Origin of the sequence: Hyphomicrobium nitrativorans NL23 (genome assembly GCF_000503895.1) — a bacterium.
GTDB classification, from domain to species: Bacteria; Pseudomonadota; Alphaproteobacteria; order Rhizobiales; family Hyphomicrobiaceae; genus Hyphomicrobium_C; species Hyphomicrobium_C nitrativorans.
Genome location: NC_022997.1, coordinates 134,958 through 153,139, shown reverse-complemented (window position 1 = coordinate 153,139; position 18,182 = coordinate 134,958). Strand labels below are relative to the sequence as shown.

Below are 18,182 nucleotides of genomic sequence, written 5' to 3'. Positions count from 1 at the left end.
TTTCGGGAGGCACGTGGATTTTCGCCCAAATCGGCTGTTTACTCACCATCTCCTGCCAGACGCCATGTGTCCGGGCTCGTTGAGACCCGGCTGGCGCGCGCCGCTCTGCGGAGAGCGTGTTCCGCGTCTTCGGGAGTAAAATGAGGCCATAGCTCAGTGGCAGAGCGCCCAGCGATGCTGGGAGGTAGGGGGTTCGATTCCCTTTGGCTTCTCCAAAACCGGCTAGCTCAGAGGTAGAGCACGAGACTGTTAATCTCGCTGTTGTGGGTTCGAATCCTACGCCAATCGCTTTGGGAGCGATCTCAAACGTCTGGGGAAGCCGGCCTCTGCATCTGCCGATGTTCCGCCTTCGAAGCTTCGGCCGAGAAGGGGGAGCGGAGGCAAGCGTCGAAGCGCTCCGCGCCTTCGCGGATACCGCTTCGCGGCAGAGCCGGAGCCGTGTGCTCACGCTTTCATCCTGCTTTCGGGGAGGGTGCCGGCTGAGTGCGAGGCGAACGGCCGATCCGCGGAGCTTAAGCGAAGGCCCGCGTACCCGTCGTGGTGCAGCGGCCGGCGACCTTGCCCGCCTGGGCAGGCACCGGAGGTAAAAAGAAATGAGGGGGCCATGCCGGCGTCGGCAACGGCCCGAAGTTGTGGAGTAGTCTCAATGTCGCGACTGTCGTTCTGGACCACCGCCATCGTAAGGGACGACGAGCGGGGTTTTCTCCGTCGTGACGGTCGCTTTGCCAAGCTGCTTCCGCCGGGCCGCTTCACCGAGTTCGATCCGCTCGGCCAGTCTTCGGTTGAAATCGTCAAGGTGGTGCGGACCGAGATCGCGCCCGAGACGGCGCTTTTGTTCGCGAGGGCCGAGCCCGATCTCGCGGACGAGCACTTCGCCATCGTGCGCCCCGGTCCCGGCGAAGTCGCCATCGTTTCGCTCGACGGCGAGCCGAAGCACCTCGTGCTGCCCAACACCACGCGCGCGTTCTGGAAGACGGTCACTGCCGTCGATGTCGAGTTGATCGACACCACGTCGGAGCTGCGCGTCGAGAAACGGTATCTGGACAAGCTCGATGCGACGCGCGCCGGCGGTGCAATTGCGACCGCCGTCGTCGATGCGCACGAAGCGGGCCTCCTCTTCGTCGATGGTGTGCTGACCGAGCGTCTCGGCCCCGGCCGCCATGCGTTCTGGTCCGTGGGCCGCAACGTGCGCATCGCCAAGGTGGATCTGAGGCCGCAGCCGCTGGAAGTGACGGCGCAGGAAATCCTCACCAAGGATCGCGTCGGCATCCGCGTGACGCTGACTGCGTTCACGCGCATCGTCGATCCGGAGAAGGCGGCCCTCGCATCGGGCGACGTCAATGCCACGCTCTATCGTCTCGTTCAGTTCGCAATCCGCGAGGCCGTCGCCGGGCGCACGCTCGACGAGATTCTCGCCGCGCGCCACACCGTCGATGGCGAGGTGCGCGCCTATGTGACGAACCGGGCCGGCCCGCTCGGTGCGGAAATCGGCGAGATCGGCGTGAAGGACATGATCCTGCCGGGCGACGTACGCGAACTTTTGAACAAGGTGGTCGAAGCCGAGCGGTTGGCAAAAGCGAATGTTATCCGCCGCCAGGAGGAAACGGCGGCCACCCGCTCGCTGCTGAACACCGCGAAGCTGATGGAGAACAATCCGCTGCTGTTGCGCTTGAAGGAGCTCGAAGCGCTTGAGAAGCTGGTCGAGAAAGTGGGCCGCATCGATCTCCACGCGGGGAATGGCGCGAACGGCCTCGACGCCCTGCTCTCGAACCTCTACAGGCTCAGTCAGGACGCCGCGCCCGGTCAGAGCTAGCGCACGGCACGCTTCGGCCCGCGCCGGGAACCTTTCCCCCCACGGACCGTTCGAATATGCCGCAATCACGTTGCGCCCCGCCCATTGAAATCCGTTCACGTCCGACCGATATGACGAGCCGCGCGCCTCGCGCCTTGGAGGAAAAAAGACATGCATGTAACGATCGACCAGGCCCAGAAAATCATCAACGCCGCCCGCAAGGAGGCCGAGAAGACCAAAACGAAGATGTGCATTGCGGTCGTGGACAGCGGTGCCAGCCTCAAGGCGTTTCATCGCATGGACGACGCGTGGGTCGGCTCCATCGATATCGCGATCAAGAAGGCGAAGACGGCTGTGTTCTTCGGAATGCCGACAGGCGCCATCGGCCAGCTCTCGCAGCCGGGCGGCCCGCTCTTCGGGATCGAGCATTCGAATGACGGCTTGATCACGTTCCCCGGTGGCCTGCCCATCGTGGATGACGAGGGCGTGCTGGTCGGCGCCATCGGCGTCTCGGGAAGCTCGGTCGAGAACGATCACAAGGTCGCGGCGGCCGGCGTGAAGGTCTGCGGCGTCTCCGACCTTCCGGAGCACCCCTGGCGCACCTGATCCGTTACCGCACGTAAAACACGAGAGCCCTTCCCTTCACGTGAACCTGGAGGGGAGGGCTTTTTCTTGGGCGGCCGAAAGGATGTCGAGGTGTTTGCCTTCGGCCAGAATGGCCGCGAGCGGCACGATGGCTTGGCAGGCAAACGCCCCGGTTCGTGTCTCGGCGCCGGATGCAAGCCGCCTCGCCAGCGCGGCCGAAGTCAGCGCCGGCACATAGGGGCCATGACCGTTCAGGGCTTCGAGCAGCCAGGTCAGCTCCTTGGGCGCGCCGTCGTGCCCGATGCCGCGCAGCGCGACGACCATGCCCCCGCGGTCGGTCCCGAGCCGGCTGAGGCGGCGTTTGACCGCGAGGAGCCCAGGCGCAAGCGGCGCGAGGCTTCGCACCACGCCTGACCGCACGAGCCACGACGCGGCCCACAGGCCCAGGTGGAAAAAGGAGACTTCGAGCCCCGCCTGAAAGCGAACGGTCCGAGCCGTGTGGATCTGTTCCGGCAGAAGCTCCAGATCCGGCACGTCGACGTAGCCGAGCCACCGCCGGCCTGCGCGACCGAAACTTCCGCGCCGCAAACCCTGCCAGCCGTACACCGTCTTCCACGCGCCGCCGTCCAGCACGTGGATTGGCTGTCCCACGCCGCCGAGCACGGATGAAACCGTCGCCACGCCGGGATCGAACGCGTTGCCGGGCGAAATGGCGATATCGATCTCATCGACGCTGGCGAATGTTCCCGCATAGTGCGCAACGACCGCGGACGATAATCCGGGCACGGAGCTGGCGCCGCTCACCGCAAGAACGCCAGCCGCGCGGGCCGCCGCGTCGAGTTCCGAAAACCCGGTCACGAACGCGCGCGCATCCGCAAGATCGATGTAATGGCACCCCGCACCGATCGCAGCCTTGGCCAGATCGTAGGAGCCGGTCTGAAATGGCCCTGACGCGTTGATGACGGTGCGCACGCCAAGCCGGGCGATGTCGTCAGCCGTCGCCCCGCGTGCGTCGAGCGCGACGGCGCGAACCGGCCGGCCTGTCGTAGCGAAAAGCGCCGCCGCGTGCATATCCAGGGGCGCGAGACGCCGCCCCGCGAGAACGAGATCGATGCCGGGGGCGCGCGCGAGCAATTCGGCGAGCCTCGCGCCGAATGCGCCGCCACCCCCCACGATCAGAATTGGGTAACGATCATGGAGGGGCATGCCGGGCAGCTTTCCGAGAGTAACCAAGCGCTAACCATAAACTTTGATGCGCAGAATTGAGTCAAAGGTAACGCTTTTTGGGCAGCCGCGGCGCGGCCTCGCTTCTTTTTGCGTCGAGACGCGTTTCAATACCGCCGGTTTGTCATCGAAGCCGATCCGGTATCGGCGGTTCGTGGACGATGAGCTAGCGGATGTCCCAAAAGTACACGGTGCGCATGCCAACGATTTGAGCACGCCTGCCGCGCACGGATCTTAGGAAGAGATGGGATCAACACGTTGAAAGATCTAATTAAGTTATTGCTGGCCATGCTTCACGGGTAACCGCCCACGAGGATGTTATGCGGAAGGGTTTGAAGCGAGGAGCGTCTGTGAAGCGGTGCGTGCCGCCAAGCCGCAGACCCTTGCGCGCAGCTCTCAAGGTGCTGACCGGAGACATCGCCGCCCGTCACGGCGGGCGCAGGGTCGTCGATATGTCCGAGCTGGAAGCGGCTCTCGCGATGGCGCGCGGGGCGACGGAGGAAGCCCGCACCGCGGACGCCCGCCTTCGCGACGCGCTTGAGATCCTTCCACAGGGTATCGTGTTTCTCGATTCCGAAGGTCGTTACGTCCTGTGGAATGAGCAATACGCCAAAATCTATCATCGCACGGCCGACCTCTTCAAAGTAGGCGTCAAGCTTGCGGACACGCTGCGCGTCGGCGTGACGCGGGGCGATTACCCGGACGCCGAGGGCCGCGAAGAGGAATGGATTGCCGAGCGTCTGCAAAAGCTCACGCGTCCCGCGGAGCGGCACGAACAGTGGCTGACGGATGGACGCTGCATTCTGATCGACGAGCGCGCGACCGCCGATGGCGGCGTCATCGGCCTTCGCATTGACATCACCGAGCTGAAGGAGCGCGAGGCTTCGTTCCGGCTTCTGTTCGAGGCCAACCCGGTTCCGATGTTCGTCGTGGCGCGCAACACCCAAACGATTCTTTCGGTCAATGCCGCTGCGCGCGATCACTATCTTTATCCCGGCGATCAACTGATCGGCAGAAACGTCCATTCGCTGCATCCGGGTGAAGATCGTCAACAGATCGATCGGCTCTATAGCCCGGCTCCGGGCCGTTTGGCGGAGCGCATCTGGCGCCATTTGAAACAGGACGGAACCGAGATCGAGGTTGCACTGTTCTCGCAGGCGATCGTGCATGACCGGACGCCCGCGCTCTTGGTCGCGGCCGTCGACATCACCGAGCGTCGCCGCGCCGAGGCACAGGCTGCGTATCTCTCGCACCACGACCCGCTGACGGGCCTGGCCAATCGCGCACGTCATCTCGAACGGGTCAGCGAGATGCTGGCTGCCGGCCACGGCGGAACGTCCCTGTGCATCGGGCTCGACAACTTCAAATCGGTGAACGAAACGATGGGGCCGATTGCCGGCGATCTGCTGCTGCAGGCTGTCGCGCGGCGCATCCGTAACACGCTGCGGGCAGGATCGACCGCGGCTCGTGTCGGCGGCGACGAATTCGGCGTCATCCTGCCGGGTCGTTGCCGATCCCGAGGAAATCAATCGCGTCGCGTTGCGCCTCGTGTCTGCGATTGGCGCGCCCTACATGATTCAGGGCCAGCACGCCACCATCGGCGCGAGCATCGGCATTGCCGTCGCACCGCAGGACGGCGACGAGGCCACTCAGCTTCTGAAGAACGCGAACCTCGCGCTTTCTCAGGCCAAACTCACGCGCAAGGGATCGTTCTGCTATTTCGAGGAGGAAATGCACGCCCGCGCACAGGGGCGGCGGCGCCTGGAGCAGGATTTGCGGATTGCCATCGAGAGCGATGGCCTCGATGTGCATTATCAGCCGCTGGTCTCGCTTTCGACCGGCCGCATCGTCGCCGCCGAGGCGCTCGTGCGCTGGCATCACGGCGAGCGCGGCGTCGTCCCTCCGCTGGAGTTCATTCCGCTGGCCGAGGAAGCCGGTCTCATCTGGCAACTCGGCCGCAGCGTGTTGCGCCGCGCATGCCGCGATGCGACGGCTTGGCCCGCGGATGTGAGCGTGGCCGTCAATCTCTCGCCGATGCAGTTCCGCTGCGGAAACGTATTCGAACTGGTGAAGGAAACGCTCGACGAGACGGGCCTCGCGCCGGACCGTCTTGAAGTCGAAATCACCGAATCTCTCTTTCTTGAGAGGTCGAACGTCGTTCTCGACGCCTTGGCCGACCTGCGCCAGCTCGGCGTGTGCATTGCCATGGACGATTTCGGCACCGGCTATTCGGCACTCGGCTACCTGACGAGCTTCCCCTTCGACAAGATTAAGATCGACCGCTCCTTCGTGTCCGGCATCGAGACCCACGTCGAGAAGCAGGCGGTGGTGCGCGCGATCGTGGGCCTTGGCGAGACGCTCGGTAAGAAAACCGTCGCCGAAGGGATCGAGACGGCCGACGAGTTGGCGTGCCTGCGCATGATCGGCTGCGAACAGGGCCAAGGGTATCTGTTCAGCAAGGCGCGCCCGCAGGAAGCGCTGCTGCCCTTCATCGGCAAGCGCAAACCGCGTCGCGTCGCCTGAACGAGCTCCATACCGAGCGGGTGCGCCCGCAGCGCTACTGCGTCGCGAGCTGTGCGTCGGCGGGCTTCGCTTCGCCCGTCTTGATGTGATCGTTCGCTTTCACGTCCGCCTCGGCCACGACCGGCTTCGGACACGCCACGCGGATCGATCCTGGACCGCCGGCATCGTTGCGGAACCTGTTGCGGTTTCGGCTGCGGTCGCGCCGGCTCTGCGGAGGCGCCGCAAGCGCCGTCTCCGTGCCCGCATCCTCGATATAGTAATCGCGCTTGCACACGCTGATGCGCGGCGGCCGCCGCGTGCGCTCGAAGGAATCGTAGCCGGCCTTCAGCGTCGTCCAGAACGGATGCCACGCGTGGCCGGCGTGCTCGGCGAGCGCGCGCTCCGTCATGCGGAACGGAAACACGTGAACCGGCACATGCCGCTGCCCTCGCTCGATGGCCGCTCTCGTCAGGTCGTGGATCTCGCGCATGACGGGATCCGTCATGGCGAAGCATCCGACGGATGAGCACCCGCCATGCATCAGAATAAAGGAGCCGTTGCGGTTCTGCGCGCGGTCGAACGCGTTGGGAAAGCCGAGGTTGATGGCGCTACGCCAGCGGCCGAGATGGCGTGTCTGCCGCTGGGTGATCGTGTAGAAGCCCTCCGGCGTCTGCTTGTCGCCCTCCTGGAGCTTGGGGCCGAGCGTGCCTGACCAGTGGCAGATGGGATAGGTCGCGAACAGAACGAATCGACGATCCTTCTCGATCCAGAGTTCGAGTTCGCTCGACGCCTTGAACACGCGCATCAGGATCGGCGAGCCGCTCTTGACGCCGGCCTCTTCGAGGCGCGCTTCAAGGCGGCTCACGTCGGGCGTATCGGGAAGGGCAAGCTGTCCCGCCTCGTGGGCTCTCTGGCGCTCGATGCGATCCGGCGCCACGTCCTTGAGTTCGATGCTGATGGCGTGGGCGGCGTCGCGAACCGCAAAAAGGCCGGCGCAAAGCGCCAGCACAGCCGCAAATCGCCACCATTCCGGCCGAACGCCAGACATGCACGCCACTCCTGCGGAAAAGGCGCCAACGGATCGAAAACGCGGCAGGCGCCCAGCCGATCCCGAATCCTACCCTGTCTTGGGCCCGGTTTCAGCCCGCAGGGTAAATCGAGGTTTCCGAATGTGGAAAACCAGCATCCCGCGTGGCGTCGCGGCATCACGCGGTGGGCGCGTCAGGGCGATGGAAAGACGGAGCGGGCTCCTGGGCACCCCGCTGAGACGAGGCCGCTGCCGTCGTAGCCCTCTTGCCCCGCCTCGAAGGCATATTTCCGGTCGCAGACGCTCACCCGCGGCGGGATGTGACCTGCCTCGAACAGATCGGAACCGGCCTTGAGGTTTGCCCAGAAGGGTGCGAGCGGCGAAGCCTCGTGACGCGCGAGGTTCCGTTCCGTCATGCGGAAGGGGAAGACCTGCACCTGAAAGCGCGGCTGCCCGCCTCTGAGCGCAGCCGTGACGATCCGCCAGATCTCGTCGATTACGGGGTCGGTCATCGCATAGCAGCCGATGGAGCCGCAGCCGCCATGCACCATCAGGAACGAGCCGGTGCGGCCGTGTGACTGATCGAAGGTGTTCGGATACCCAAGGTTGAACGAGCGATGCCAGGCGCTGTTTGGATTGAGCGCCGTCTGATCGACGGTATAGAAGCCCTCGGGCGCCTGCCGGTCGCCCTCGCGCAGCTTCGGCCCGAGTTCTCCGGACCATTTGCAAATCGGATATGTGGCGAAGCGGTGAAACCGGCCGTCGCGCATCATCCAGAGTTCGAGCTCGAACTCGCGCTTGAAGATGCGCATGAAGATCGGATTGCCGAGCGCGAGCCCGTGCGCGGCGAGACGGCCGTGGAGATCGGCGAGATCCGGCGTGCCGGGAAGCGCCATGCCGAAAGCCGCGAACTCCATCCGAACGTGACGCTGGAAGGCGATCCACAGCCGCTCGGCCTCGACGGGGCGAACGAGCGCGAACACCGCGCCCGAAATGACGACGGCGACAAGCGCGAGAACGCCGAGGCGGAAGAGCGCATAAAAACCCCGCAAGACGCGCGACGTGCGCCGTTTGGGCGGCGATGCGGCGTCGGCTGAGGTTGCCGGATCGGACTTGGGTGTCTCGCCCACGAGCCGCGCTATGGGGGAACGAAGCCGAGAGCGGACGCGCCCGGCGGCATCCCGCGAGACTCGCCGAGCGAGCCGGTCGTGGTTGCAAAAATCGACTGAGCGCGTGTCGCGTCAGCGGCAACCTCTCTCGCCACGCGCGTGCGCGGGCCCGGCATCGTCAAGCGCTCGTTGGCAAGCTGCCACTCGGCGGGGCGCGGCGAGAACGGCGCGAGCTGCGGCCGCTTGAAGCGCGGACAGGCCCCAGCCGGATCGAGCTGCACGCCGGGCTCGTAAAGCGCATTCACGACGTAGCGACGCTCGCACACCGCGATTGCCGGCGGCACGCGGTTCACCTCGAAGAAATCGTAGCCTTCCTTCATCGTGCGCCAGAAGCCGTACCAGCGATGCTTCTTGAAGCGGTCGAGCTTCTCCTGCGTCATCCGGAACGGATAGGCGTGCACCTCGAAGCTCTCCTGCCCGCCGCGCAGCGAGTCGCGCGCGAGCGCATAGATTTCTTCCGCGAGAGCATCCGTCATCGCATAGCAGCCGGCCGACTTGCAGTCGCCGTGCACCATGAGCGCCTGCCCCGTGCGGCCGTGTGCACGATCGTAGGCGTTGGGGAAGCCGAGGTTGAAGGCGAGGTAGTATTTCGAGTTCGGGTTTAGCTGGGTCTGCGAGACCGTATAGAAGCCCTCCGGCGCCTGCTTGTCGCCTTCCTTGAGCTTGGGCCCGAGTTCGCCCGACCAATTGCAGATCGGGTAAGTCTTGAAGTGATAGTAGCGGCTGTCGTCGCGCATCTTCCAGACTTCGAGTTCGGATTCCTCCTTGAAGATGCGGACGAAGATCGGCGCGCCGGGCTGCATGCCCTTCTGGCCGATGAGGGCCACCGTCTCGGGCGAAAGCGGGTTCTCGGAATGATGGAGGATCTCGGGCATCGACGAGCACGCAGCAAGGAAAGCGGCGCAAAGCCCAGCCACGAGCTTTGGCGCGAGCCGCCTGAGCCCGCGCGGAAAACCTTCACTGCGATTGAGGACGCTTAAACGCACACGCTTTTTCCCCCTGGCGCATACGAAAGACCATCCGACCGAAACCGTAAAGATTTCATTAACGTTACGGATTCCCGTGAATTTTCAGCGCCGAGCCGCGAGAGTCAAGTCTCTCTGTGGAATACGGCACGCGTACGGCGCGAGAAGCGTTATCCCCTACAACTGCCGGCCGATGGAAAGGAAGCGCTCATGCCGCAGGCGCCGGATCTCGGTGGGCGATTTACCCTCGAATTCCGCCAGCGCCTTGGCGATGGCATCGCTCGCGGTCTGAATGGCCAGCGCCCGGTCGCGATGCGCACCGCCCACAGGCTCGCGCACGATGACATCGATGACACCCAGCGTATCGAGGTCCTGCGCCGTGATTTTCATGTTGGTGGCCGCGTCAATGGCCTTGGCGGAGTCGCGCCACAGAATGGAGGCCGCAGCCTCGGGCGAGGCGACCGTGTAGATCGAATGTTCCAGCATGAGGATCCGGTTGGCGGTGGCAATGGCGACAGCGCCCCCCGAACCGCCCTCGCCGATGACGACGGCGATGATCGGCACGCCGAGTTCCAGGCACTTGTCGGTGGAGCGTGCGATGGCCTCCGCCTGCCCGCGCTCTTCCGCGCCGATGCCGGGATAGGCGCCGGCCGTATCCACGAGCGTGATCACGGGCAGGTTGAACCTGTCCGCCATATCCATGAGACGGACCGCCTTGCGGTATCCCTCGGGCCTGGCCATGCCGAAGTTGTGCCGGATGCGCCCCTCGGTATCCGAGCCCTTCTCGTGGCCGATAACGACGACAGGCTTTCCGCGGAAGCGTCCGAGCCCGCCCATCACGGCCTCGTCCTCGGAGAAATAGCGGTCTCCCGCGAGCGGCGTGAAATCGTCGATCAGGGCGGTGATGTAATCGAGCGTGTGCGGCCGGTCGGGATGGCGGGCGACCTGCGTCTTCTGCCAAGGCGTGAGTTTGGCGTACGTATCGACGAGCGCAGCCTTGGCCTTTTGCTCAAGCTTCTTGATTTCCTCCGATATGGAGACGCCTTCGCCGCTTTCGAGGGTCTTGAGCTCCGTCACCTTGCTTTCGAGTTCCGCGATGGGCTTCTCGAAATCCAGGTAGGTGCGGACGGCAACGGGGCGTTCGGACTGCGTAGGTTCCAATTTGGCCTCATCCTGCCGCTTGGGGAAACGCGGCGTTCGTGGGGGAGTGCAGGGATTTGGGCGCACGTTGGCCTTGCGCTTTCCTGCCTGTCAAGGCCCGTCCCGATCTTCGTAAACGCGGAGGGCGACCCAATTCCCCTCCCCCTTGTGGGGAGGGGTCAGGGGTGGGGGGAAGCCCGACAGCAGGCGGTCTGGTATCCTCCCTCCTAGCCTCCCCCCACGTCATGTCGCAGACATGCCTCCGGCATGATGGGGGAGAAAGGGGCGTTGCAATCCTCCGGCGCGAGCCCGCTCGCGAAACGCTCAAGGCGCCTTCTTCGCGAGCGGATGATGCTCCGTCACCAGCCGCTTGAGACGTTCTTCGAGCACGTGCGTGTAGATTTCCGTGGTCGAGATATCGGCGTGCCCGAGCAGGCTCTGCACCGCGCGCAAGTCCGCACCGCGTTCCAGGAGATGACTGGCGAACGCGTGGCGTAGCACATGCGGAGAGACGCGCTCGGGATCGAGCCCGGCCCGCGCGGCCGTGTCCTTGAGGTCCTGGGCGAAGCGCTGCCGCGTCAGGTGCCCGGCCCCGCCGCGAGAGGGGAACAGATAGCGCGTCGCGATCATCGGCGCGACGCCGTCGTCGGGTGCGGAGCCGAGCGAGAGATAGCGATCGAGCGCGGCGCGCGCCCCCGCGTTGAGCGGCACGAGACGCTCGCGCCCGCCCTTGCCGCGGATGGCGATCAGCCGGGGATCGGCCTTGAGCACGGCGCGCGGCAGCGAGACCAGCTCGGAGACGCGCATGCCCGTGGCATAGAGCATTTCGAGCAAACAGTGGTGACGCAGAGCCCGGACGAGATCGCGCGCCTTGAGCCCGTCGGCAGCGCGCGCCGCAGTTTCGATCAGTCGGTCCACCTCGTCGACGGATAGCGTCTTCGGCAGCGTGCGTCTTTTCGCTGGCTGCTCGACACCCGTCACCGGGCTTTCGGCGACGACGCTTTCGGCTTCCAGAAACTTGTAGAGCTGGCGTACGGCCGAGAGCCGCCGCGCCCGGGAGGCAGGCTTGAGCCCATCCGCAGAGAGCTCATGCAGATAGCGCACAATGTCTGCCCGCGCCGCGCTGACGACGGAAAGGTCCTGTCCGGAAAGAAAACGCAGGTAGTCGTCCAGATCGCGGCGATAGGCATCGAGCGTGTTGGCGGCCGCGCCCTTCTCTGCCGCCATCATTTCGAGAAATGCCGTAATGTGCCGCCGGTCGTCGCCATTAGAGCCGTCGTCGCCGCTGGACATGGCCGCGGGCCTCACTGAGCCACGGCGCGAGGCCACGCCCCGAACAGGCCCTCGAACGCGAGCCGCCGGGCATCCGTTTCGAGACCGGCGCGCCGCAGCGCCCGGATGGCGTCGCCGAGCGCAATCACGTGCGCCTGCTCCGCGCCGCCGGGACCGATGGTGCGCATCACGAGCAGCACCGTGCGGCCGAACTCCATTTTCCGCGAGGCGTCCGTCAGGTCCGTGAGCACGCCGGTGTCGGGAAGGTGTCCGCCCGCCGGTTGCGGTGTTTGGCTGCTCAAGTCCGATAGGCTGGGCGGCACGGTCATATCGAGCGCATCGAGCACCGTCGTGAGGCGGTGCAGCAATGCCGGGCTCAGCCGCCCCTGCCGCGCGAGAGCCTCTACCGCCCCCAGATGACGCCCGCGATCGACGCCCGTCGTGGGCTCCGCGATGTCGGCCAGCGCCATCCAATGGGCGTGGGCGTGGCTCGACGCATCGGGGTTCCACGCGCCGCTGGGGGCCGTCAGCCGCGCCCAGTTGCGCGCGGTCTCGAAGTCGCCGGCGGCAAGGCTCACTTCGATCGCCGTCTCGGAGAACCAGGCAAGATCGGGGTTCGGCCGGAGCTGCTGAACGGGGGCGGACATCACGGCAAGCGCGGGCCAAGTCAGCGCGGCGCGGCGAGCGTGATCGAGAAACGCGCGAACGTGATGCGCTTTGTTTTCCGGCGTGATTTCCTGTTCGACCGCCTGGAAAAGTCCTGCGCGCTCGGCGGCGTCCCCCTTACCGCCTGCGCCCTGCGCGCGATAGAGAGGCGCGAGATCGCGCGGCGGCAGCGCGTTGAAAAGCGCGGCGGCCTCGCCCGCCTGAAGCCGCACGTCGGCCGGGCTTCGCGGATCGTGGGCCAGCGCGGCGAGAAGGGCGGGCGACGCGACTCTAATCAGCGCATCCCGCGGAAAGCTGCCTTTAAGAGACGCGATCCGGAAGTCGAGGGGCGTAAGCTTCTGTCCGGCTGGAAGTTCGGGATCGAGACCCGCCGTTACCCGGTCGAGCAGATCCACCCCCGGCAAGTCTCCCAGATCGAGCCCTCGGATCAGGCGAGCCTGGAGGGCAGCCGCATCCATGTCTCCGCGCTGGGCGGCGCAATAGCCGGTAATGAGCAGAGCATCCGCCTGGATCGGCTTTGGCAGCTCCGCGTGCGCCTGGGCCAGGCCGCGCGCGAGATCGCATCCGTGTTCGACGTTACCGAGACCGATTTCGCTTTTCGCCGCCAGCGTGGTGAGCAGCGGGTCGCGCGTCGCGGCAGGATCGCGCGCGAGCAGCGCTGCGGCCTCGGCGATCATGCCGGATTGGTCGAGCGCCTCGACGCGCAGCGCCGTGAAGCGGGCCTGGCTCGCGCCGTCGGCAGCCGGGGCGTCCGAGATAATGAGGCGGCGCCACAAGGCGTGAAGGGCGGGCGAGCGGGGCGGCAGCGCCAGCACCGAGATGGCCTCCGCCAGTTGCCCCGCGGAAAGCCCGCTCCAGAGCTCGTGCGGAAGGCCGGAGCCGCTTTGCGACATGATGGGATTGAGCTCTTCCCGCTCGACGCCGGCAGCGCCCCGCCATTGTTCTGCGACGCCGGCGGGCGGCGCCGTATCCTTTCCGCCAGCCTCGGCCCCGTCGGCTGGGGTTTCGGAGGACGTTTGGGATTGCCACGGCCACCATTGGGCAAAAGAACTTTGCGGAGTGATCGCGCAGACCGATGCCACGAGCAGCACCAGGAGGCAACGCGTGCGGAATGACACGGTCATGGCGTCCGTACTTTGACTCCGGGCACGACTTTCACCACCTCGCTCTGATCGGGCTCGAACTGCGTGGCGAAGAAGTAAAGGGTGCCGCAAACGACGGCGGCCAGTGTGCCTGTGACAGTGAGAAAGCGAAAAAGGCTCGGCATGAAAAGGCGTTCGCCCCCAGGGTGATTTAGCCGTGGTGTGACCTGTGGTGCGGCCCGTCGCGGTCCGCCGGGATACTCCGCGGACAGCCGGATCGTGAAAAGAAACGCGAAGGGTTTCAACTATGTCCGGCCTAAGGTGGCGCGATTATGACTGATTTGGCTAGAGGCTTCCCCTCCTTTTCCTGCCCGCGCTCGCGTTTGGACGTCCGATTGCGCTATGAGAAGACGCCCCCCGGCGAATCCGGGGCCGGGAGACCCGATGCAGCAGGAAAAGGACATCGTCGAAACGGTGCGGACGGCGCTCGGGACGCGCTCGCTCGTGCTGGTCGGCCTCATGGGCTGCGGGAAGTCGTCCATCGGCCGGCGGCTGGCAACCCGGCTCGGTCTCCCGTTCATCGACGCCGACGAGGAAATCGAGCGGGTGGCGCACAAGTCCATCAGCGAGATCTTCGCCGACCACGGCGAAGCGTTTTTCCGCGACCGGGAGGCAAAGGTAATTGCCCGCCTGCTTTCGGCTGGCCCTCAGGTGCTGGCCACGGGCGGCGGGGCCTTCATGACGGAGGAGACGCGCGCGCAAATCCGCGATGCGGGAATTTCGGTCTGGCTGCGCGCAGAGCTTCCCGTGCTCATGCGCCGCGTCGGCAAGCGTGACACGCGCCCGCTGCTCAAGGATACGGACCCCGAGGCGGTAATGCGCCGTCTGATGGACGCCCGCTATCCCGTTTATGCGGAAGCCGACATCACCGTCGAGAGCCGCGATGTGCCCCACGAAGCCATTGTGAGCGAGATCGTGAACGCTCTGACGCAGCACCCGGCATTGGCGCAAACGCCCCCGATCTGATACGTCTAACGCGTCATTTTCGACACCAACGCACGAAACGAGACGCCGCCCGATGCCGACCCTTGCCCATTCCATGGCCGCAACGACCCGCGCCGCCCGCACGGTCTCCGTGCCGCTCGGCGGACGGTCCTATGACGTGCTGATCGGGCCCGATCTTTTGTCGGAAGCGGGCCGCCTGATTGCGGGGCGCCTCGGCAAAGGCAAATGCGGGATCGTGACGGACGAAAACGTGGCGCGCCACCACCTCGCGACGCTGGAAGCGAGCCTGAAGGCCGAGGGCCGTCACAAGGGCTCCATCGTGCTTCCGCCCGGCGAGCCGACGAAGAGCTTCCGGGCGCTGGGCCCGCTCTCCGAGCAACTGCTCGAAATGGGACTTGAGCGCGGCGACCTCGTCGTGGCCTTCGGCGGGGTGTGATTGGTGATCTCGCGGGCTTCGCCGCCGGCATCCTGCGCCGCGGCGTGCGCTTCGTGCAGATCCCGACGTCGCTCCTCGCGCAGGTGGACAGCTCCGTGGGCGGCAAGACGGGCATCAACACGCCCCAGGGCAAGAACCTGATCGGCATCTTCCACCAGCCCTCGCTCGTGATCGCCGACACGGATGTTCTGAAAACGTTGCCGCCGCGCGAAATGCGCGCGGGCTACGCCGAGATCGCAAAGTACGGCCTTCTCGGCGACGCGGGTTTCTTCACGTGGTTGGAAGCGGCCTACGAGGATCTCTTCGCCTACGAGCAGGAGACGCTGGTCACGGCCATCGAGACGAGCGTCAAGGCCAAGGCCGCCATCGTCGCGCGCGACGAGCACGAGACCGGCGACCGCGCGCTTCTCAACCTCGGCCACACCTTCGGTCATGCTCTCGAAGCCTGGACGGGTTACTCGGACCGCCTGCTGCACGGAGAGGGCGTTTCCATCGGCATGTGCCTCGCGTTCCGCTTCTCGGAGAGCCTGGGTCATTGCCCGGCAGGCACGGCCGAGCGCGTTTCCCGTCATCTCGCGGCGGCGGGCCTCCCGACGAAGCTCTCGGACATCCCGGGCGGCAAGGCCGACGCGGACAACCTCGTGGCGCTGATGGGTCAGGACAAGAAGGTGCGCGATGGCACACTGACGTTCATTCTCGCGCGCAGCATCGGTGACGCGTTCATCGCGCACGATGTGCCGCCCGAAAAGGTGCGCGACTTCCTGGCCCGCGAGATTGCGGGGTGAGGGCGGCGAGCGCATCGAGACATTCCCACTGAAGCTGAAGCCAGCCGGTTGAGATGATGCTGATCTTTGCGGCCGTCCTGTTCCTGTTGCTCCTATCGGCACTTCTGTCGGCATCGGAAGCCGTATTCACCGGCGCGTGCCGCGCGCGTCTGCACGCCCTCGATTCCGAGAACGGCGAACGTGCGCGCGCCGTCGACAGGCTGCTCGAAAAGCCGGAGCGTATCGTCGGTACGGTTCTCTTCGCCAACACACTGGTGAGGATTTTGGCTGCCGCTCTAATGACGGCGCTGTTCGTTCGGCTGTATGGTCCGGCGGGCATTTTCTACGCAGCCGTCGCGATGACGTTGGCGATCGTGATCTTCACGGACGTTCTGCCCAAGACCTACGCACTGGCCTATCCCGAGCGCACGGCCCGGCTGGTTGCGCCGTTCATGCGCGTGACGGTTGCCGCGCTCGGTCCGGTCACGAATGCGATTGCGTTTCTCGTGCGCCAGGCGCTGAAGCTTACGCCGAACAGGCTGGACGACGAGGCCAACATTCTCGCGGCCCACCGCGAGATCCGCGGCGCCATCGAACTCCAGACCCTGGAAGGTGCCGTCGCACGCACGGACGCACACATGCTGGGCGGCGTGCTGGACCTCGGCGAGCTCGAAGTTTCCGACATCATGGTCCACCGCACCAAGATGCAGACCTTCGACGTGGCGGATGCGCCGCGCGACATCATCGCCGAGGTGCTGCATTCTCAATATACGCGCGTCCCCATCTGGAAGGACGAGCCGGAAAACATCGTCGGCGTGCTGAACACAAAGGATCTGCTCGGCGCATTGGCGCAGGTCGGCTGGGACGTCGAAAAGATCGATATTACGGGCATCGCCGCGACGCCCTGGTTCGTGCCGGACACGACCTCGCTGAAGGACCAGCTCAATCAGTTCCTGAAGAAAAAGGCGCAGATGGCGCTCGTGGTCGACGAGTATGGCGATGTGCAGGGATTGGTGACGCTTGAGGACATCCTCGAAGAGATCGTGGGCCAGATCACGGACGAGCACGACGCGACAGAGGTCCACATTCGTCCGCAGGCCGACGGCACCGTCAATGTGGACGGCACCGTGCCGATCCGCGACTTGAACCGTCACATGGATTGGGATCTGCCCGACGACGAGGCGACAACCATCGCCGGCCTCGTCGTGCACGAGGCGCAGTTGATTCCAGAGCCAGGCCAGGTGTTCACGTTCCACGGCTACCGGATGGAGATCCTGCGCCGCGCCCGCAACAAGATCACGGCCGTGCGCATCCAGCGGCTCGCGGAGGGCGGACGGCAAACGCTTTCGCGTGCTGCTGCGCGCCCGGCGGTGCGAACGAATATTTAAGGTCCGGGTTTAAGAGTATTGCGGCAGTGCGGGCGTCACCGCGCCATAATCGCGAGCGACTGTCTGACGCGAACGATCCGCCGCGCGTTTTTAGCCGACACTTTCGCCGGGCGCGTACGTCGACAGCGCGAGCGCATGAATGCGCCCGCCTGCGATTTCGTCGGCAACGGCGTCGTTCACCATGCGATGGCGGCCCACGCGCGACACGCCCGCGAACTTGGGGGAGACGATGAGAATGCGAAAATGGCTCTCGCCGGTACCCGGAGAGGATCGGTGGCCTGCGTGCAACTCGCTCTCGTTGACGACGTCGAGCCGCGTGGGTTCGAGCGCCACCATGAGCTTTTCGCGCAACCGTGCCTCAGCCGACATGAAGTAACCTCCGTGAAAATTTTGGGCTCGCAATCGCCCTGCGGCGTACTGCCCGAGGGTTCGTCTTGTCTGCCCGTGACCGCCAGACCATAATCCACACCATGAAGCTCAATTCGAAATACTTCGATTCGATCAGGGTCGCGTCCAAGCGCGCCACCGACGAGAAATCGCGGCAGAAGCATCCGCCCTGCGAGTGGAAGGGGTGCGGACGCCCGGCGCCCCATCGCGCGCCCAAGGGACGGGGCCGCGACGGCGAGTATTTCGCGTTCTGCGTGGACCATGTGCGCGCATATAATGCCTCCTACAACTATTTCGACGGCATGAGCGACAACGAGGTCACGGATTTCCAGAAGGATGCGATGACCGGCCACCGCCCGACGTGGAAGGTGGGCGCCAACTCCTGGGCTCATGGCACGAACGACCGCGTGTCGGGCGCCGCGCCCGGCGGGGTCGGCGGCTTTCGCGAGCACGATCCGCATGGGCTGTTCGCCGAGCGCGCGCGTCAATCCCGCGCGGAGCCGGTGGAGAATCGCCGCCAGTTGAAGCCGCTGGAGAAGAAATCCCTCGACGCCCTGCATTTGCCGGGCACCGCCACCAAGGAAGAAATCAAAGCCCGGTTCAAGGAGTTGGTTAAGCGCCACCATCCCGATCTCAACGGCGGCGACGCGCGATCCGAGGACACGTTGCGCGAGATAATCCAAGCCTATAACTATCTGAAGAAGGCGGGCCTTGTCTGAGCCGCGTTACGAGCGTGGTCCCTGGCGTCACCCTCCCCCGATCATCGCCGCCCCTCGCG

Annotated in this window: 15 protein-coding genes, 2 tRNA genes and 2 pseudogenes; 10 read left to right on the top strand and 9 right to left on the bottom strand. The window is 65.4% G+C overall.

What is annotated here, in order from left to right; translation table 11 throughout:
* The first annotated feature begins 142 nt into the window (after nt 1–142).
* From W911_RS00670 to W911_RS00655, 4 genes are all read left to right on the top strand, one after another.
* Nucleotides 143–215: transfer RNA gene (locus W911_RS00670), tRNA-Ser, on the top strand.
* Between the two features lie 5 nt (nt 216–220).
* Nucleotides 221–284, top strand: a tRNA-Asn gene (locus tag W911_RS00665).
* Between the two features lie 362 nt (nt 285–646).
* A complete protein-coding gene (locus tag W911_RS00660) occupies nt 647–1,813 on the top strand; it encodes a slipin family protein (RefSeq protein WP_023785583.1) in 1,167 nt (388 codons plus the stop codon).
* 150 nt (nt 1,814–1,963) lie between these two features.
* Nucleotides 1,964–2,398 carry a GlcG/HbpS family heme-binding protein gene (locus W911_RS00655; protein WP_023785582.1) on the top strand — a complete coding sequence of 145 codons (435 nt, stop codon included), beginning with the start codon at nt 1,964–1,966 and terminating at the stop codon, nt 2,396–2,398.
* Between the two features lie 36 nt (nt 2,399–2,434).
* Here the strand turns inward: W911_RS00655 and W911_RS00650 are convergent, their stop codons facing one another.
* The gene (locus W911_RS00650) at nt 2,435–3,583 is read right to left on the bottom strand and encodes a saccharopine dehydrogenase family protein (protein WP_023785581.1); all 1,149 of its coding nucleotides are present in this window, start codon (nt 3,581–3,583) and stop codon (nt 2,435–2,437) included.
* Between the two features lie 338 nt (nt 3,584–3,921).
* Between W911_RS00650 and W911_RS18590 the strand changes: the two are divergent.
* Together W911_RS18590 and W911_RS18585 are read left to right on the top strand one after the other, a co-directional pair.
* A pseudogene (locus W911_RS18590) lies at nt 3,922–5,245 on the top strand (diguanylate cyclase domain-containing protein); the annotation flags it as partial.
* Nucleotides 5,246–5,332: 87 nt separating this feature from the next.
* Nucleotides 5,333–6,124, top strand: coding sequence for a putative bifunctional diguanylate cyclase/phosphodiesterase (locus W911_RS18585; RefSeq protein WP_425277596.1), 792 nt, complete (start codon nt 5,333–5,335; stop codon nt 6,122–6,124).
* A gap of 34 nt (nt 6,125–6,158) precedes the next feature.
* Here W911_RS18585 and W911_RS00640 read toward each other — a convergent pair whose 3' ends face one another.
* From W911_RS00640 to W911_RS18430, 7 genes are all read right to left on the bottom strand, one after another.
* On the bottom strand, nt 6,159–7,151 hold the full coding sequence (locus W911_RS00640) for a L,D-transpeptidase family protein (protein ID WP_023785580.1): 993 nt from the start codon (nt 7,149–7,151) through the stop codon (nt 6,159–6,161).
* 173 nt (nt 7,152–7,324) lie between these two features.
* Complete coding sequence (locus tag W911_RS00635; protein WP_023785579.1) at nt 7,325–8,260, bottom strand: L,D-transpeptidase family protein; 936 nt, start codon at nt 8,258–8,260, stop codon at nt 7,325–7,327.
* Nucleotides 8,261–8,268: 8 nt separating this feature from the next.
* Nucleotides 8,269–9,285, bottom strand: coding sequence for a L,D-transpeptidase family protein (locus W911_RS00630; RefSeq protein WP_023785578.1), 1,017 nt, complete (start codon nt 9,283–9,285; stop codon nt 8,269–8,271).
* Nucleotides 9,286–9,441: 156 nt separating this feature from the next.
* Entirely contained in the window at nt 9,442–10,425 is a 984-nt protein-coding gene (locus W911_RS00625) for an acetyl-CoA carboxylase carboxyltransferase subunit alpha (protein WP_023785577.1), read from the bottom strand.
* Between the two features lie 303 nt (nt 10,426–10,728).
* Nucleotides 10,729–11,697 (bottom strand): site-specific tyrosine recombinase XerD, encoded by a 969-nt coding sequence (locus tag W911_RS00620; protein WP_023785576.1) that lies wholly within the window; start codon nt 11,695–11,697, stop codon nt 10,729–10,731.
* An 11-nt stretch (nt 11,698–11,708) separates the two neighbouring features.
* Nucleotides 11,709–13,466 carry a hypothetical protein gene (locus tag W911_RS00615; RefSeq protein WP_023785575.1) on the bottom strand — a complete coding sequence of 586 codons (1,758 nt, stop codon included), beginning with the start codon at nt 13,464–13,466 and terminating at the stop codon, nt 11,709–11,711.
* On the bottom strand, nt 13,463–13,609 hold the full coding sequence (locus W911_RS18430) for a hypothetical protein (protein WP_023785574.1): 147 nt from the start codon (nt 13,607–13,609) through the stop codon (nt 13,463–13,465). Before W911_RS18430 ends, W911_RS00615 begins: the two co-directional genes overlap by 4 nt.
* A 259-nt stretch (nt 13,610–13,868) precedes the next feature.
* Here W911_RS18430 and W911_RS00610 point away from each other — a divergent pair, with 259 nt between their 5' ends.
* The 3 genes and pseudogenes from W911_RS00610 to W911_RS00600 all read left to right on the top strand — a co-directional run bounded on the left by W911_RS00610 (nt 13,869) and on the right by W911_RS00600 (nt 17,017).
* A complete protein-coding gene (locus W911_RS00610) occupies nt 13,869–14,450 on the top strand; it encodes a shikimate kinase (RefSeq protein ID WP_041316089.1) in 582 nt (193 codons plus the stop codon).
* 52 nt (nt 14,451–14,502) lie between these two features.
* Nucleotides 14,503–15,650 (top strand): annotated as a pseudogene (gene aroB, locus W911_RS00605) (3-dehydroquinate synthase).
* Nucleotides 15,651–15,703: 53 nt separating this feature from the next.
* A complete protein-coding gene (locus tag W911_RS00600) occupies nt 15,704–17,017 on the top strand; it encodes an HlyC/CorC family transporter (RefSeq protein ID WP_023785573.1) in 1,314 nt (437 codons plus the stop codon).
* 90 nt (nt 17,018–17,107) lie between these two features.
* On the opposite strand, the gene W911_RS00595 is transcribed toward W911_RS00600, so the two are convergent.
* Nucleotides 17,108–17,386 carry a BolA family protein gene (locus tag W911_RS00595; RefSeq protein ID WP_023785572.1) on the bottom strand — a complete coding sequence of 93 codons (279 nt, stop codon included), beginning with the start codon at nt 17,384–17,386 and terminating at the stop codon, nt 17,108–17,110.
* 101 nt (nt 17,387–17,487) lie between these two features.
* Between W911_RS00595 and W911_RS00590 the strand changes: the two genes are divergently transcribed.
* Nucleotides 17,488–18,123 carry a J domain-containing protein gene (locus W911_RS00590; RefSeq protein WP_023785571.1) on the top strand — a complete coding sequence of 212 codons (636 nt, stop codon included), beginning with the start codon at nt 17,488–17,490 and terminating at the stop codon, nt 18,121–18,123.
* The last annotated feature ends 59 nt before the right edge of the window (nt 18,124–18,182 follow it).

Bases quoted from the DNA above. Each gene is read 5' to 3' on its own strand.
- W911_RS00660 (WP_023785583.1), top strand. From the start codon at position 647: ATGTCGCGACTGTCGTTCTGGACCACCGCCATCGTAAGGGACGACGAG.
- W911_RS00655 (WP_023785582.1), top strand. From the start codon at position 1,964: ATGCATGTAACGATCGACCAGGCCCAGAAAATCATCAACGCCGCCCGC.
- W911_RS00650 (WP_023785581.1), bottom strand. From the start codon at position 3,583: ATGCCCCTCCATGATCGTTACCCAATTCTGATCGTGGGGGGTGGCGGC.
- W911_RS18585 (WP_425277596.1), top strand. From the start codon at position 5,333: ATGCACGCCCGCGCACAGGGGCGGCGGCGCCTGGAGCAGGATTTGCGG.
- W911_RS00640 (WP_023785580.1), bottom strand. From the start codon at position 7,151: ATGTCTGGCGTTCGGCCGGAATGGTGGCGATTTGCGGCTGTGCTGGCG.
- W911_RS00620 (WP_023785576.1), bottom strand. From the start codon at position 11,697: ATGTCCAGCGGCGACGACGGCTCTAATGGCGACGACCGGCGGCACATT.
- W911_RS00615 (WP_023785575.1), bottom strand. From the start codon at position 13,466: ATGACCGTGTCATTCCGCACGCGTTGCCTCCTGGTGCTGCTCGTGGCA.
- W911_RS18430 (WP_023785574.1), bottom strand. From the start codon at position 13,609: ATGCCGAGCCTTTTTCGCTTTCTCACTGTCACAGGCACACTGGCCGCC.
- W911_RS00610 (WP_041316089.1), top strand. From the start codon at position 13,869: ATGCAGCAGGAAAAGGACATCGTCGAAACGGTGCGGACGGCGCTCGGG.
- W911_RS00600 (WP_023785573.1), top strand. From the start codon at position 15,704: ATGATGCTGATCTTTGCGGCCGTCCTGTTCCTGTTGCTCCTATCGGCA.
- W911_RS00595 (WP_023785572.1), bottom strand. From the start codon at position 17,386: ATGTCGGCTGAGGCACGGTTGCGCGAAAAGCTCATGGTGGCGCTCGAA.
- W911_RS00590 (WP_023785571.1), top strand. From the start codon at position 17,488: ATGAAGCTCAATTCGAAATACTTCGATTCGATCAGGGTCGCGTCCAAG.